This is a genomic window from Pannonibacter sp. I15F10I1 (assembly GCF_900185665.1).
Lineage (GTDB): Bacteria > Pseudomonadota > Alphaproteobacteria > Rhizobiales > Stappiaceae > Pannonibacter > Pannonibacter indicus.
In genome coordinates, this window is the sequence record NZ_FYAN01000008.1 from 138,778 (window position 1) to 154,531 (window position 15,754).

13 protein-coding genes are annotated in these 15,754 nt (G+C 64.2%); 12 read left to right on the forward strand and 1 reads right to left on the reverse strand.

The genetic code is table 11. The features are described 5' to 3' along the window. The 12 genes from murD (at position 1) to recN (ending at position 15,419) form a co-directional block, all read left to right on the forward strand. Positions 1–1,401 carry a UDP-N-acetylmuramoyl-L-alanine--D-glutamate ligase gene (gene murD, locus IF10I1_RS06585; RefSeq protein ID WP_186391088.1) on the forward strand — a complete coding sequence of 467 codons (1,401 nt, stop codon included), beginning with the start codon at positions 1–3 and terminating at the stop codon, positions 1,399–1,401. Further along, positions 1,401–2,573, forward strand: a complete 1,173-nt coding sequence (gene ftsW / locus IF10I1_RS06590) for a putative lipid II flippase FtsW (protein WP_186424406.1) — start codon at positions 1,401–1,403, stop codon at positions 2,571–2,573. The genes murD and ftsW overlap by 1 nt, the downstream gene beginning before the upstream one ends. Continuing rightward, positions 2,570–3,688 (forward strand): undecaprenyldiphospho-muramoylpentapeptide beta-N-acetylglucosaminyltransferase, encoded by a 1,119-nt coding sequence (murG, locus tag IF10I1_RS06595; protein WP_186424407.1) that lies wholly within the window; start codon positions 2,570–2,572, stop codon positions 3,686–3,688. Before ftsW ends, murG begins: the two co-directional genes overlap by 4 nt. Next, the gene (gene murC / locus IF10I1_RS06600; protein WP_122520478.1) at positions 3,685–5,103 is read left to right on the forward strand and encodes a UDP-N-acetylmuramate--L-alanine ligase; all 1,419 of its coding nucleotides are present in this window, start codon (positions 3,685–3,687) and stop codon (positions 5,101–5,103) included. The genes murG and murC overlap by 4 nt, the downstream gene beginning before the upstream one ends. After that, entirely contained in the window at positions 5,100–6,053 is a 954-nt protein-coding gene (murB, locus tag IF10I1_RS06605; RefSeq protein WP_186424408.1) for a UDP-N-acetylmuramate dehydrogenase, read from the forward strand. The genes murC and murB overlap by 4 nt, the downstream gene beginning before the upstream one ends. A 329-nt stretch (positions 6,054–6,382) precedes the next feature. Beyond that, a complete protein-coding gene (locus tag IF10I1_RS06610) occupies positions 6,383–7,309 on the forward strand; it encodes a D-alanine--D-alanine ligase (RefSeq protein WP_186391084.1) in 927 nt (308 codons plus the stop codon). A gap of 14 nt (positions 7,310–7,323) precedes the next feature. Next, a complete protein-coding gene (locus tag IF10I1_RS06615; RefSeq protein ID WP_174235472.1) occupies positions 7,324–8,211 on the forward strand; it encodes a cell division protein FtsQ/DivIB in 888 nt (295 codons plus the stop codon). After that, on the forward strand, positions 8,208–9,524 hold the full coding sequence (gene ftsA, locus IF10I1_RS06620) for a cell division protein FtsA (protein WP_050474239.1): 1,317 nt from the start codon (positions 8,208–8,210) through the stop codon (positions 9,522–9,524). Before IF10I1_RS06615 ends, ftsA begins: the two co-directional genes overlap by 4 nt. Before the next feature lie 103 nt (positions 9,525–9,627). Further along, entirely contained in the window at positions 9,628–11,427 is a 1,800-nt protein-coding gene (gene ftsZ / locus IF10I1_RS06625) for a cell division protein FtsZ (protein WP_186415097.1), read from the forward strand. Positions 11,428–11,687: 260 nt separating this feature from the next. Beyond that, complete coding sequence (gene lpxC, locus IF10I1_RS06630) at positions 11,688–12,641, forward strand: UDP-3-O-acyl-N-acetylglucosamine deacetylase (RefSeq protein WP_186415096.1); 954 nt, start codon at positions 11,688–11,690, stop codon at positions 12,639–12,641. 219 nt (positions 12,642–12,860) lie between these two features. After that, on the forward strand, positions 12,861–13,712 hold the full coding sequence (locus tag IF10I1_RS06635; protein WP_094463249.1) for an outer membrane protein assembly factor BamD: 852 nt from the start codon (positions 12,861–12,863) through the stop codon (positions 13,710–13,712). Positions 13,713–13,748: 36 nt separating this feature from the next. After that, on the forward strand, positions 13,749–15,419 hold the full coding sequence (gene recN, locus IF10I1_RS06640; protein ID WP_186415095.1) for a DNA repair protein RecN: 1,671 nt from the start codon (positions 13,749–13,751) through the stop codon (positions 15,417–15,419). A 92-nt stretch (positions 15,420–15,511) separates the two neighbouring features. Here recN and IF10I1_RS06645 read toward each other — a convergent pair whose 3' ends face one another. Then, entirely contained in the window at positions 15,512–15,745 is a 234-nt protein-coding gene (locus IF10I1_RS06645; RefSeq protein WP_050474234.1) for a hypothetical protein, read from the reverse strand. Between the last annotated feature and the right edge of the window lie 9 nt (positions 15,746–15,754).

A 15,754-nucleotide genomic window follows, 5' to 3' on the forward strand; every position in this document is an offset into this window, starting at 1 on the left:
ATGATCCCGGTCACCTGCTTCAAGGGAAAAAAGGTAGCGCTCTTCGGGCTTGGCGGCTCGGGCCTTTCCAGTGCGCTGGCGCTGAAGGAAGGCGGGGCGCATGTCATCGTCTGGGACGATGCACCTGCGCGCAACGATCTTGCCCGCTCCAAAGGTCTTGAGGCCCGCGATCTGGCCGAGCTCGACTGGAAGGGCCTGTCGGCGCTGGTGCTGTCACCCGGTGTGCCGCTGACCCATCCCGAGCCGCACTGGACGGTGGAGCTCGCACGTGAGGCGGGCGTCGAAGTCATTGGCGACATCGAGCTGTTTTCGCGCGAACGGGCGCTCGTGTGCCCGGACGCCCCTGTCATCTGCATCACCGGCACCAATGGCAAGTCCACCACAACGGCGCTGACCACGCATCTGCTGAAGTCGCTGGGGCGGGATGTGCAGATGGGCGGCAACATCGGCACGCCGGTGTTCGACCTCGCCCCTCTGGCGCCGCACCGGCATTATGTCATCGAGTGCTCGTCCTATCAGATCGACCTTGCCCCCGGTCTCGCCCCCACGGCCGGCATTCACATGAACCTGTCGCCGGATCATCTCGACCGGCACGGGACCATGGAGAACTATGCCGGCATCAAGGAGCGGCTCGTTGCTGCGGCCCGTACCGCCATCGTCGGCGTGGATGACGAAATGAGTGCTGCCATTGCAGACCGGCTGGAAGCGGCCGGGCACGATGTGCGCCGCATCTCCGGCCATCAGACGCAGACCCACGGCGTCTTTGCCCGTGATGGCCTGCTGATCTGCGCGGACAAGGGCGCGGAAACCGTCATTGCCGATCTGTCGCGCGCGCCGTCGCTTCGCGGCCAGCACAATGCCCAGAACGCGGCGGCGGCCTGTGCTGCACTGCTGGCGCTTGGCGTTTTGCCGCAGGAGCTCGCCGCAGGGCTCGAGAGCTTCCCCGGCCTCAAGCACCGGATGCAGATCATCGCCCGCCATGAGGGCACGCTGTTCATCAATGACAGCAAGGCGACCAACGCGGATGCCACGGCCTGGGCGCTGGCGAGCTATCCCCGGCTTTACTGGATCGCGGGCGGCAAGCCGAAGTCGGGCGGCATCGAGCCGCTGGGCGAGTTCTTCCCGCGCATTGTCCGGGCCTATCTGATCGGCGAGGCGGCCGAGGAGTTTGCCCGTACGCTGGACGGCAAGGTGCCCTACGAGATCAGCGGCACGCTGGACGTGGCGGTGCAGCGGGCGGCGGCGGATGCGGCGCTCGATCCGCAGGCCGAGAAGGTGATCATGCTGTCCCCGGCCTGTGCCTCGTTCGACCAGTATCCGAATTTTGAAGTGCGTGGTGATGCGTTTGCCGAAAGCGTCCGGGCCCTGCTGGCGGTGCCGGAAAAGACGGAGGATGCCTGATGGTTTCTCGCGCTGATCGTGGTGTGCTGGCTGAGTGGCTGTGGACGGTTGACCACATCCTTCTCGCGCTGTTCGTCCTGCTCATGATCGGCGGCGTGGTGCTGTCCTTTGCGGCCAGTCCCCCGGTGGCCGAGCGCATCGGAGTGGAAAGCTATTACTTCGTCAAGCGGCAGGCCATGTTCCTGCCGCTGGCGGTCGTCGTGCTGTTCGGCGTCTCGCTGATGTCACCGCGGATGGTGCGCCGGGGGGCCTTGCTGCTCTTTTGCGTGTCGCTGGCGCTGCTGGTTGCGACGCTTTTCGTTGGCGCCGAAGTGAAGGGCGCCCGCCGCTGGATCAACATTGCCGGTTTCTCGGTGCAGCCTTCCGAATTCCTGAAGCCTGCCTTCGTCGTGCTGGTCGCCTTCCTGCTGTCAGAAAGCGGACGCCGCCGCGAAGTGCCGGGCATGGTTCTGTCCGCCCTGCTTTTCGCCATGTGCGCGGCGCTGCTGGTAGCACAGCCCGACTTCGGCCAGACCATGCTGATCGGCCTCGTCTGGGGCGGTTTGTTCTTCATGAACGGCCTGCCGTGGGTCGCCATCATCGGATTGGGCGGGGTGGGCGTTGCCGGTCTTGCCTCGGCCTACTTCCTGCTGCCGCACGTGACCACGCGTGTGAACAGATTCCTTGATCCCGATTCCGGTGACACCTACCAGATCGACCGCGCCCGCGAGGCCTTCCTCTCGGGCGGCTGGTTCGGCAAGGGGCCGGGGGAGGGCATCGTCAAGCGCGGGCTGCCGGACAGCCACACGGACTTCATCTTTGCTGTGGTGGCCGAGGAATTCGGCATCATCGTCTGCATGCTGCTGGTGTCGCTTTTCGCCTTCATCATCCTGCGGGGCCTGCGCAATGCGGGCCGGGACCAGGATGCCTTCTCGCGGCTGGCGACGGCCGGGCTGACGCTGATGTTCGGCCTGCAGGCGACCATCAACCTGATGGTGAACCTCAACCTCATGCCTGCCAAGGGCATGACGCTGCCTTTCATTTCCTACGGCGGTTCCTCACTGCTTTCGACGGCGCTCACGGCGGGCTTCATTCTGGCCCTGTCGCGCCGCAAGCCGCGGCCGCTGCACAGTGACAGCGTGACGGTGGCCCGTGTGCCGCCGTCACAGCTCATTCAGCCGGGTATTCAATGAGCAAGACCATTCTCCTGACGGCCGGTGGCACCGGTGGTCACCTGTTCCCTGCCGAAGCGCTGGCGCATGAGCTGGTGCGGCGGGGCTGGACCGTGGATCTGGCGACGGACGAGCGGGCCGACCGCTATGGCACCAGCTTTCCGGCGCGGGAGGTGCATATCATCGCCTCCGAAACCCTGCGCTCGAAGTTGCCCATTGCCCTGATCAAGACGGTTCTGAGCCTTGCGCGCGGCACGCTGCAGGCCCGCCGCGTCATTCGCAATATCAAGCCTGCCGTTGTAGTCGGCTTCGGCGGCTATCCCACCTTTCCGCCGATGATGGCAGCGCGGCTGACGGGCGTGCCGTCGATCCTGCACGAGGCCAATGCCGTGATGGGCCGGGCCAACCGGATGCTGGCCAAGGGCGTCACCCGTGTCGCCACCAGTCTGACGCTGGTCAATCCGGATGCAGCGCTCGCCCCGAAGATCCGCGAGACCGGCAATCCGGTGCGCCCGCAGGTGGTGGACGCCGCCAGCGTGCCCTATGCGGTGCCACAGGCAGGCGGCGCGTTTCATCTGCTGGTGTTCGGCGGCTCGCAAGGCGCACGGTTCTTCTCGGACGTGATGCCGGAAGCGGTGAAGCTTCTTTCCCCGGAACACCGCGCCCGGTTGAAGCTGGTGCAGCAGTGCCGCCCGGAAGACATGGAGCGGGTGAAGAGCGCCTTCGAAGCGCTTGGGCTGTCTGCTGAGCTTGCACCCTTCTTCCGCGACATGCCGGCGAGGATTGCCGCTTCGCACCTTGTCATCTGCCGTTCCGGCGCGTCCTCCGTCAGCGAGTTGTCCGTCATCGGCCGCCCGTCGATCCTGGTGCCGCTGCCGAATGCGCTGGATCAGGACCAGAGCAACAATGCCCGCGTGCTGGAAGCCGTGGGCGGGGCCTGGCCGGTGGCGCAGAAGGACCTGACGCCGCAGCGCCTTGCCGCAGAACTCACCCGGCTCATGGATGAGCCATCCACCCTTCAAGCCGCCGCCGCCGCCGCGCGCGGGCAGGGCAAGCCCGATGCGGTTGCCCGCCTTGCCGATCTGGTGGAAGAGACTGCTGGCGCAAACACAACAGACAAAGGAGACCGCGCATGAAGATGCCGCGTGAATTGGGGCCGGTGCATTTCGTCGGCATCGGGGGCATCGGGATGAGCGGCATTGCCGAAGTGCTGCACACGCTCGGCTACACTGTTCAGGGCTCGGACATGTCCGAGAGCGCCAATGTGCTGCGCCTGCGCGAGAAGGGCATTCCGGTCTTCATCGGCCACAAGGCGGAAAACCTTGGCGGTGCTGAAGTTCTGGTCGTCTCCTCCGCCATCAAGCGCGACAATCCGGAGCTGATTGCCGCCCGCGAGAAGCTGATCCCGGTGGTCCGCCGTGCCGAAATGCTGGCTGAGCTGATGCGCTTCAAGCAGGCCATTGCCATCGGCGGCACCCACGGCAAGACGACGACCACCTCGCTGGTGGCAGCGCTGCTGGAAGCGGGCGGCATGGACCCGACCGTGATCAACGGCGGCATCATCAACGCCTATGGCACCAACGCCCGCATGGGTGACGGTGAGTGGATGGTGGTGGAAGCGGACGAAAGCGACGGTACCTTCGTCAAGCTGCCTGCCGATATCGCCATCGTCACCAACATCGATCCGGAGCATCTGGATCACTATGGCGACTTTGCCGGAGTGCGCGCGGCCTTCCGCCACTTCGTCGAGAACGTGCCCTTCTACGGCTTTGCCGTGATGTGCCTCGACCACCCGGAAGTGCAGACGCTCGTCGGCCAGATCGAGGACAAGCGCATCGTCACCTATGGTGCCAATCCTCAGGCGGATGTGCGCTTTGCCGATGTGTCGATGGCCGGCGGAAAGTCGAGCTTCCGCGTGATCCTGCAGAACCGGAGATCCGGCACGAGCGAGGTCATGGACAATCTGGTGCTGCCCATGCCGGGGCTGCACAATGTCTCCAACGCAACGGCCGCCATTGCGGTGGCGAACCGTCTGGGCATTTCCGCCGATGCCATCCGCAAGGGGCTGGCCGGGTTCGGCGGCGTCAAGCGCCGCTTCACCCACACGGGAACCTGGAACGGCGCCGAGTTCTTCGATGACTATGGCCACCACCCGGTGGAAATCCGTGCCGTACTGAAGGCTGCGCGTGAATCGGCGAAGGGCAGGGTGATCGCCGTGGTGCAGCCGCACCGCTACTCCCGCCTCGCCAGCCTGTTCGAGGACTTCTCCACCTGCTTCAACGACGCGGACACGGTGATCGTGGCTCCGGTCTATGCGGCCGGTGAACAGCCCATCGCAGGCATCGACCGTGACAGTCTCGTCTCCAACCTCAAGACCCATGGCCACCGCTCGGCCATCGCGCTGGAGGGGCCGGAGGCGCTCGCGGGCGTCATTGCGGGTCTTGCCAAGCCGGGTGACTACGTTGTCTGCCTCGGTGCTGGCAACATCACCCAGTGGGCGCATGCGCTGCCGGGCCAGCTGGAAGCCCTTGGCAAGGGAGAGGGGGCGTGAGCTTCCCCGATCTTCTGGCAAGCCTCGGCTCCCGGTTCGAGGGGCTGCGCGGCAAGCTGACGGCCAATCAGCCGCTGTCCGCCGTCACATGGCTGCGGGCAGGCGGACCGGCGCAGCTTCTGTTCCAGCCTGCGGACGAAGAGGATCTGGCGCAGTTCCTGTCCGTGCTGCCGGAAGAAATCCCGGTTCTGACCATCGGCCTCGGCTCCAACCTGCTGGTGCGGGACGGGGGCATTGAAGGCGTGGTGATCCGTCTTGGCGCGCGCGGCTTCGGAGCTGTCGAAGTGCTGGACGGTGGCCGCATCCGTGCGGGCGCAGCGGTGCCGGACAAGCGGTTGGCGGAAGCGGCAGCAGAAGCCGGTATCGGCGGCTTTGCCTTCTACACCGGTATTCCGGGTGGCATCGGCGGCGCGCTGCGCATGAATGCTGGCGCCCATGGCACCGAGACCTGCAACCGTCTGGTGGAAGTGACCGCGATTGACCGCAAGGGCGCGCGCCATGTGCTGACCAATGCGGACATGGGCTACAGCTACCGCCACAGTTCAGCTGCTCCCGGCTTGATCTTCACCAGCGCGGTCTTTGAAGGCCCGCTGGAGGACGAAACGAAGATCCGTACCGAGATGGCCGAGGTCGTGGCCCACCGCGAACGCGCCCAGCCGATCCGCGAGAAGACCGGCGGCTCCACCTTCAAGAACCCTCCGGCCAATTCCGCCTGGAAGGTGATCGACGCTGCCGGATGCCGCGGGCTGACCGTGGGCGGGGCGCAGATGTCGGAAATGCACTGCAATTTCATGATCAACACCGGCACGGCGACCGGCCACGATCTGGAGCTTCTGGGCGAAACCGTCCGCCGCCGCGTGCGCGAGCATTCGGGTGTTGAACTCGAATGGGAGATCAAACGCCTCGGGCAGTTCCTCCCCGGCGAAGAAATCAGTCCGTTCCTGGATTGAGGTTGGGCGGATAGAGGCGAAGCCCAACGCATACTCGGTGTCGTCCCGGCTGAAGCGAAGCTGAGATCCGGGAACCACTCGCTTGCAGAGCGGCGAGGGTGAGACGCAATGCAAAGGCTTGCGCAGAATCTCGCTCCCGCATGGCCATCCGCACGCAGTTCATGCTCCGGACAGGATTTCCACAGCCTCGGACCCCGCCGCTGTTGCTTTTGAATCACACTGTGCAGGCCACAAGACGTTAATGCATTCCTTAACGGCTTGGTTAACGTTTCCTTACCAATTTGGGCAGCATCTTAGGGGCTCACATTTGTTTGAGTGAGTCGGTGGAAATGACGGGTAAGCATGTCGCGGTACTGATGGGCGGGTGGGCGCACGAGAGGCCGGTGAGCCTTTCGTCCGGCAATGCCTGCGCCGATGCGCTGGAAGCGCGCGGCTTCAGGGTGTCGCGCGTCGATGTTGACCGTTCCATCGCAGCCCGTCTGGCCGAACTGAAGCCGGATGTGGCCTTCAATGCCCTGCATGGCCCCTTCGGCGAGGATGGCTGCATCCAGGGGCTGCTCGAAATCCTGAACATTCCCTACACGCATTCCGGCGTGATGGCCTCTGCCCTTGCCATGAACAAGGTGAAGGCCAAGGCCGTGATGGCGGCGCATGGGGTGCCTGTCACGGAACATCTGATCATCAACCGGCGGGATGTGGGCCATGAGCACCCGATGCGCCCGCCCTATGTGATCAAGCCGATTAACGAAGGCTCCAGCTTCGGCGTGCTGATCGTTAAGGAAGATCAGTTGCATCCGCCGCAGGAGCTGACGCGCGATGACTGGCCATATCCGGACACAATGATGTGCGAGACCTACATTCCTGGCCGCGAGCTGACCTGCGCGGTGATGGGAGATGAGGCGCTTGGAGTTATCGACATTGTGCCAAAAGGGCACGGTTTCTACGATTTTGAAGCGAAATATGCGGAAGGTGGCTCTGTTCACATCCTTCCTGCGAAAATTTCACCCTTTATTTACCAAGAAGTACAGAAACTTACCTTAACAGCGCATCGTGCGCTCGGCTGCCGGGGTGTTTCGCGGGCGGATTTCCGCTTCGATGAGCGTCCGGATGGGTCGGGTACCCTGATCTGCCTGGAAGTTAACACTCAACCTGGAATGACCCCAACCTCGCTGGTTCCGGAACTTGCCGCCTACGCTGGCCGTGATTTCGGGGATCTCGTCACCTGGATGGTGGAGGACGCAAGTTGCTCTCGCTGAGGCGCAAAGCCGGGATGGTCAGTGCTTATCCGCTGGAAGCGGAGCTGGCGCCGCGCGGGCGTGGTGTCCCGCGGCTGCGGCGCCGTCCCATCTGGCGGCAGGCGGGCTGGCTTGCCGATCTTCCCCGCTGGACCGGCACCGTATCTGCCGTGGCCTTCCTGGCTGCCACCATCACGTATGGTGTCATTCTGGGCGGTCATGGGCGCATGGTGGCGCAGTCTCTCATCAGCGCGGCCGGTCTGGGTGTCGAGGCGGTGAAGCTGTCCGGGCAGCGTGAAGTGGCCGAATATCAGATCCTCGATGCTCTTGCGCTGGAAGAGGGTGATTCGCTGGTGCTCTTCGATGCGGATGCTGCGCGCGAGCGCCTGAAGCAGAACCCCTGGGTCAAGTCCGCCTCGGTCATGAAGCTTTACCCGAACACGGTGAAGGTCACGATCGACGAGTGGGTGCCTTACGCGCTCTGGCAGCGGGGCAATACCGTGTCCATCGTGACCGAGCAGGGCGAAGTGATCACCGACGATGTGGATGGGCGCTATGCCAATCTGCTGCTCGTGGTGAACTACGGGGCTCAGACCCGCGCAGGTGAGATCCTCAAGGCCCTTGAGAGCGAGCCGGAACTGCGCCCGCGTGTGCGCGCCGCTTATCTCATCGGCCAGCGCCGCTGGGATCTCATGCTTGAGAACGGCATCACCATCCGCCTGCCGGAAGAAGATCCGGCCACGGCGCTGGCTGCCCTTGTGAAGATGGACAAGGAAAGCGCCATTCTGGCCCGCGACATTGCCGCCATCGATCTGCGCCTGCCCGACCGTGTGGTGGTGCGGCTGACGGATGAGGCTGCGCAGCGCCGCCGCGACGCGCTGGATGGAAACAAGAAAGTTGCAAGAGGGGGTGCCAACACATGAGCCGCACCGGTTCCACCCTCTACCTGCCGCGCATGCGCCCCCTTCCGGGGCGCCGCGCCGTTGTCATGTCCGTGCTGGACGTCGGCTCCACCAAGATCTGCTGCCTCATCGCCAAGCTGACCCCGCGTGCCGAAGGTTCCGTTCTGGCCGGCCGGTCCCATGCCATCGAGGTTCTGGGCTACGGCTACCAGCGCTCGCGCGGGATCAAGTCTGGCGTGGTGGTGGACATGGATGCCGCCGAGCAGGCAATCCGTCTGGCCGTGGATGCAGCCGAGCGCATGGCCGGCGTGACGGTGGAATCGGTCATTGCCAACGTCAGCTGCGGCCGTCTGCAGAGCGAGATCTTTAGCGCCACCGTGCCGCTGGCCGGTGATGCGGTGAGCGAAGCCGATATCCAGCGTGTGCTGGTTGCCGGTTCCTCGCATACGGTGATGGAAGGCCGGGCGGTCAATCACGCGCTGCCGATCTCCTATTCGCTGGACGGCAACCGCGGCATCCGTGATCCGCGCGGCATGCTGGGCATGAAGCTGGGCGTCGACATGCAGGTCGTCACCACCGAAGTGCCGCCGGTCCGCAATCTCGAGCTTTGCATCAACCGCGGCCACCTGCATGTGGAGACGCTGGTGGCGACGCCTTACGCCAGCGGCCTGTCCACCATCGTGGATGACGAAGCCGAACTGGGCGTTGCCTGCGTCGACATGGGCGGCGGCACCACGACACTGTCCGTCTTCGTCGAGGGGCAGATGGTGCATCTGGATGCCATTGCCGTTGGCGGCCAGCATGTGACGACTGACATTGCGCGGGCCTTTGCCATGCGCCTTTCGGACGCCGAGCGTCTGAAGACCCTTCATGGTTCGGCCCTGCCGACCAGCGTGGATGACCGTGAGATGCTCACGATCCCGCCGGTGGAAGGTGACCTTCCGAACCAGATCCCGCGCTCGGCCCTTATCCGGGTCGTGCGTCCGCGGGTAGAGGAAATCCTGGAGCTGGTCCGTGACCGGTTGACCGCTTCCGGCTTTGCCGGGCGCGTCGGCAAGCAGATCGTCCTCACGGGCGGGGCGAGCCAGTTGACGGGATTGAGTGAAGTTGCGCGCCGGGTGATCGGCCGCAATGTCCGGCTCGGACGGCCACTCGGGGTGGCCGGACTGCCGGATGCAGCCAAGGGGCCGGCATTCGCCGCCTCGGTCGGGTTGCTGATTTATCCGCAGGTCTCCCAGATCGAACAGTTTCAACCGAAACACAGGCGGTCTGGATGGGGCGGCAGCACGGGTTACCTGGCCCGTGTCGGCCAGTGGATCAGGGACAGCTTCTGACGCGGCATCCGCGTCAGGGGAAACTGCCGGAAACGGCGAACTTCAAAGGGAAGAATGCGGAGCCCCCGAGAACCGGGTGCTCCTTTAGGGTCGCGAGGATAGAATGACCATCAACCTGAAGATGCCCGACATTCAGGAGCTGAAGCCGCGGATCACGGTTTTCGGCGTCGGCGGCGCGGGCGGAAACGCCGTCAATAACATGATCACGGCCGGCCTGCAGGGCTGCGACTTTGTCGTAGCCAACACGGATGCGCAGGCCCTTGCCATGAACCACGCAGAACGCCTGATCCAGATGGGCGTGGCTGTGACCGAAGGCCTCGGCGCCGGCTCCCAGCCGGAAGTCGGCAGCGCTGCTGCTGAAGAGGTCATCGACGAAATCAATGACCACCTGTCCGGCTCGCACATGGTGTTCATCACCGCCGGCATGGGCGGTGGCACCGGTACGGGCGCTGCCCCCGTCATTGCCCGGGCGGCTCGCGCCCAGGGTATACTGACGGTAGGTGTGGTGACCAAACCGTTCCAGTTCGAAGGTGCGCGCCGCATGCGCATCGCCGAAGCCGGCATCCAGGAACTGCAGCGCAATGTCGATACTCTGATCGTCATTCCGAACCAGAACCTGTTCCGCATCGCCAATGCCCAGACCACCTTCGCCGACGCTTTCGCGATGGCTGACCAGGTGCTCTATTCGGGCGTGGCCTGCATCACCGACCTGATGGTCAAGGAAGGTCTCATCAACCTCGACTTTGCCGACGTGCGCTCGATCATGCGCGGCATGGGCAAGGCGATGATGGGCACCGGCGAGGCATCGGGCGAGAACCGCGCCCAGCAGGCAGCCGAAGCTGCCATTGCCAACCCGCTGCTCGACGAGACCTCGATGAAGGGCGCAAAGGGCCTGCTCATCTCGATCACGGGCGGTAACGATCTGACCCTGTTCGAAGTCGATGAAGCGGCCACCCGCATCCGCGAGGAAGTGGACGCCGACGCCAACATCATCCTGGGCGCAACCTTCGATGAAAGCATGGACGGCATCATCCGCGTTTCCGTCGTCGCCACCGGCATCGACAAGGAACTGCTGATGGGAAACGGTGAATTCGATGCCATTCCGGCACCGAAGACCGAGCCCGTCGCCCGTCCGGTCATCAACACCGCTCCGCGTCAGCCCGAGCGTCCCGTTGAGCGTCCGGCCGTGACCAGCTTCCAGCAGGATGCAGCTTCCCGCGCTCTGGCCAGCCTTGAGCGTGAACTGGCGATCAACGAGCCGGCTCCGGCCGCTCAGGTGAGCGAGGCTGTGGAAGCCAAATCCTTTCGTCCCGCAGCCGAAGCCGTAATCCCCGCTCCGGTCCAGGCCGAAATGCCGGCAGCTCCGCTGCAGCCGATGGTTCAGCAGCCGGTCCAGGCCGCCGTTCCGTTCGAGACCCCGGCTGCCGACCAGCCGATGGCTGCACCGCGCATGCCGCGCGTGGAAGACTTCCCGCCGATCGCCCAGCGTGAGCTGATGGCCCGTCAGCCGCAGCGCCCCGAGGCTGTTGCCCCGGCGGCTCATGCTCCCGCGCCGCAGCCGATGGCAGCGCCCGCGCTCGACATGGAAGAGCATGGCGATGACCGCCGCCCGATGGGTCTGCTGCGCCGTCTGGCCAGCGGTCTGTCCCGCCGCGAAGATCATGAAGAGCATGCCGCGCATGAGGCTGCTCCCGTCATGACCCCGCGTGCTCCGGCTGCCGCTCCCCAGCCGCAGATGCGTCCGGCTCCGCGCATGCCGCAGATGGCTCCCGCCCAGCAGGGCCGCCCGGCCGGTGCTGCCGGTCAGCTCGACATGCAGGGCCGCGCTCCGGCGCGTCCGCAGGTGCACAGCGAGGAAGACCAGCTCGAGATTCCGGCGTTCCTGCGCCGTCAGTCGAACTGAGTCTCCCCTGACCCTTCTTCCCTTGGACGGCCTGACACGGAATGTGTCAGGCCGTTTCCTTGTGTCTGGAGGGTTCCGTAGCGAATTCAATATGTTGATGCCGTAATTCGCGTTACAAACCGTAATAAAGCTTTATTTCGGACTTGGCCTCTCCGGGGCTATTGTGCTGCCAGTTCCAGAAGCGTTAACGCACGGTAGCTAAAGTCATTTCAGTTTTCGGAATGACACTCCGACCGTGGCACCGGCATAGGCAGACCCGAATGACCAACCGTCTTGATTTCCAGACCACTGTGGCGGATCAGGTGACACTGACAGGCATTGGCGTCCATTCGGGCACGCCGGCCTCGGTGACCCTTCTGCCCGCAGATGCTGGAACGGGCATCGTCTTCCACCGCACGGACGTGAGCGACGATCTGCAGACGGACATTCCGGGCCGCTGGGATCATGTGACGGCGACGGCGCTCTGCACCGTGATGGCCGATCCTGCCCGCAACGGCGTGTCCACGGTCGAGCATCTGATGGCAGCCCTGCGCGGCCTCGGCGTTGACAATGTCATCGTCGAAATGGACGGCCCGGAAATGCCGATCATGGACGGCAGCGCGGCCGCCTTCGTGGGAGCCATCGACCAGGTGGGCCTGAAGCGCCTCGACCGCGGCCGCCGCTATCTGCGAATCAAGAAGCCGGTCCGCTTTGAGCAGAATGGCGCCTGGTGCGAGCTTCTGCCCTATTCCGGCACCCGTTTCGAGGTGACCATCGAATTCGAGACGCCGCTGATCGGCCGTCAGACCTTTGCCAGCGACATGACCCCGGATGTGTTCCGCAAGGAAGTGTCGCGCGCCCGCACCTTCGGGCAGGTCAAGGAAGTCGAGAAGCTGTGGGCGATGGGCTTTGCCCGTGGCTCGTCGCTGGAGAATTCCGTCGCCGTTGCCGACGACCGGGTGCTGAACCCGGAAGGCACCCGCTGGGCTGACGAATTCGTTCGTCACAAGACGCTGGATGCGGTTGGTGATCTGGCACTGGCCGGGCTGCCGATTCTCGGCCTCTACCGCTCCTACAAGGCGGGTCACCGCATGAATGTGGCCATTCTGGCTGAACTGTTCAGCAAGACCGGGCAGGATGTGTTCGAAATTGTCGAGGCTCCGGCTTGGCGCGAACATGGCAATGTCGAGCGTTCCGGCCTGGCGGCTGCGGCCTTCGGCCCTGAGGTTTCCTGAGTTTTTTGCACAAGTCATTCGAGTGAGGGCGCCCGAGAGGCGCCCGCTCTTTGTCTACGGTCACAAAAAAGCTCAAAAAAGACGACACACGGCGTGACGAATGCCGTCCGGTTCCGCTAAAAGCCTTAGCGTGGAACGTGTTTGGTAACCGGACTGTGGCCCCTGGGCAGGGGGCTCATGCATAACTCGGGCAAGGAGTGGTGAGGCGTGCTGCGAAACATGGCAACAGAGGCTGGCAAGCGTTCCGGCAGAAAGACTGCCCTTCTTGGCTCGATCATGCTGGTATGTGCACTGACCCTGTCGGCTTGCGCATCCAAGGACGATGACGACCTGGCGCTGGACGATACCCCGGCCGAAGTGCTGTTCAACGAGGGCCTGGCGCTGCGCAATGCAGGCCGCCTGAGCGATGCCGGCAAGAAGTTCTCCGAGGTCGACAAGACCTACCCCTATTCCGAGTACGCCCGGAAGTCGCTGATCAACCTTGCCTACATCAATTTCTCGCTGGGCCGCTACGCCGAGACGATCAATGCAGCCGACCGCTTCATCACGCTCTATCCGGGCAGTGAAGATGCGGCCTATGCGCTGTATCTGAAGGGCCAGTCCTATCAGCGCCAGATCCCGGACATCACCCGCGACCAGAAGATCACCGAGCAGGCCGCTCAGACCTTCAGCGAACTGATCCAGCGCTATCCCAACAGCGAGTACACGCCGGACGCCAAGGCCAAGCTGCTGATGGCGGAAGATCAGCTGGCGGGCAAGGAAATGCAGGTTGGCCGCTACTATCTGGAGCGGCGCAACTACATCGCGGCGATCAACCGCTTTAAGACGGTTGTGATCAATTATCAGACCACCCGCCACGTCGAGGAAGCCCTCTTCCGTCTGACCGAAGGCTATTATGCGCTGGGTGTGGTGAACGAGGCGCAGACCGCTGCGGCCATCCTCGGTCACAATTATCCTGACAGCCAGTGGTACAAGGACGCTTTCTCGCTGTTGCAGAAGGGCGGATATGAGCCCTCCGAGAACAAGTCGAGCTGGATTAGCCGCGCCTTCCAGGGGGTGAGTGTGTTCTGATCCGGATTCCGGGTCATCAGGGCGGGGCAATTTCACATGCTGGCGACGCTGTCCATTCGCGATATCGTCCTCATCGACCGGCTCGACATCGAGTTTTCCGGCGGCATGACTGTGCTGACCGGTGAAACCGGTGCGGGCAAGTCCATCCTTCTCGACGCGCTGACCCTTGCCCTTGGCGGGCGGGGTGATGCCGGCCTTGTGCGCCACGGTGAGGCGCAGGGGCAGGTGGTCGCCGTCTTCGATGTCGCGGGCGCCCATCCCGTTCGTGCTTTGCTGCGCGAAAACGACGTGCCCGACGATGGCGATGTCATCCTGCGCCGCATCCAGACGGCCGATGGCCGCAGCCGGGCCTTCATCAACGACCAGCCCGTCAGCGTCGGCCTTCTCCGGCAGGCGGGGCAGATGCTGGTCGAGGTGCATGGCCAGCACGACGAGCGGGCGCTCGTAGATCCTGAAAGCCACCGCCTGTTGCTGGACGCCTTTGGCGTGCTGCAGGGCGAACTGACGGCGGTTGAAGCTGCCTATTCCGCTTATCGCAAGGCGGAGAAGGCGCTGCGCGACCACAAGGCCCGCATTGAGGCTGCCCGCCGCGAAGCCGATTTTCTGCGCTCGGCCGTGGATGAGTTGAAGACCCTCGATCCGAAGCAGGGTGAGGAAGAGGCGCTGGCGCTTCGCCGGGCCGAGATGATGCAGGTGGAGAAGATCGCCACCGACCTCAACGAGGCCTATGAAACGCTGAACGGCGGTGCGTCGCCAATCCCGGAATTATCCAGCCTGCTGCGCCGTCTGGAGCGCAAGGCCGATCAGGCACCGAAGCTGCTCTCAAGCCCGGTGGCGGCTCTGGCAACGGCTCTCGACAACCTCGAGGAAGCGCGTTCCGGTCTCGAAGCTGCCATCCGCGAGACGGATTTTGATCCGCGTGAACTGGAATCTGCCGAGGAGCGGCTGTTTGCGTTGCGCGCTGCGGCCCGCAAGTTCTCCGTTCAGGTGGATGAGCTGCCGGCCCTGCGCCAGAAAATGGCGGCAGACCTCAATGATCTGGATGCAGGCGAGGAAAAGCTGGACGCGCTGGCGGCGGCCGCTGAAACGGCGCGCAAGGCCTTTGATGGCCTTGCGGCAAATCTTTCCGCCCGCCGTGCCACGGCGGCCCGTGCGCTGGAGGCAGCTGTTGCTGCCGAGCTTCCGGCCCTGAAGCTGGAGCGGGCGCGGTTTATCGTCGAGATGACCAGTGACCCGGAGAACCGGTCGGCAAGCGGTGTCGATACGGTGGAATTCTGGGTGCAGACCAACCCCGGCACGCGCCCCGGCCCGATGATGAAGGTTGCCTCAGGCGGCGAACTGTCCCGCTTTCTGCTGGCGCTCAAGGTGTCCCTGGCGGACAGCGGTTCCGTTCCGGCGCTGGTGTTCGACGAGATTGATACGGGCGTGGGCGGTGCCGTTGCCGAGGCGATTGGCCTGCGTCTGGCGCGGCTTGCCCGCTCCGTGCAGGTGCTGACGGTGACGCATGCGCCGCAAGTGGCGGCCCGCGCCAATGGTCATTTCCTGATTTCGAAGGAAGCGGTCGCCGAGGACCGGGTGGCGACCCGTATCACCCCGATTGATGATGCGCACCGGCGTGAGGAAATCGCCCGGATGCTGGCTGGCAGCGTCATCACCGATGAAGCCCGTGCGGCGGCTGAAAAGCTCATGGCCCACGCTCCGGGCTGAGTTGGGGGGCTTGCGTGGAGCGTGGGCCATGACGGTCAGGTGCGGGGGGATTTCACCTGACTTGGAGTGTCTCGTCTCTGCCTTGTACGGGGTTACTCCCGCGTCGTCGGCGTTGTCATCGGGCCTTCCTGAGGCTTGGGCAGCTCGATCTTGCCATCACCCACATTCGGGATATTCAGCTCGATCACGGCCTTGTCCTGCTTGGCGAAACCGCCTTCCGCCGCATAAAGCGCGACGCCGACCAGAGCCACGGCGAGGGCGCCTGCCACAAACCAACCTGCATTGCTACCGGGACGAAGCTTTGCTGAATTGTTGTCTGCGGGCATCTTGGCCTC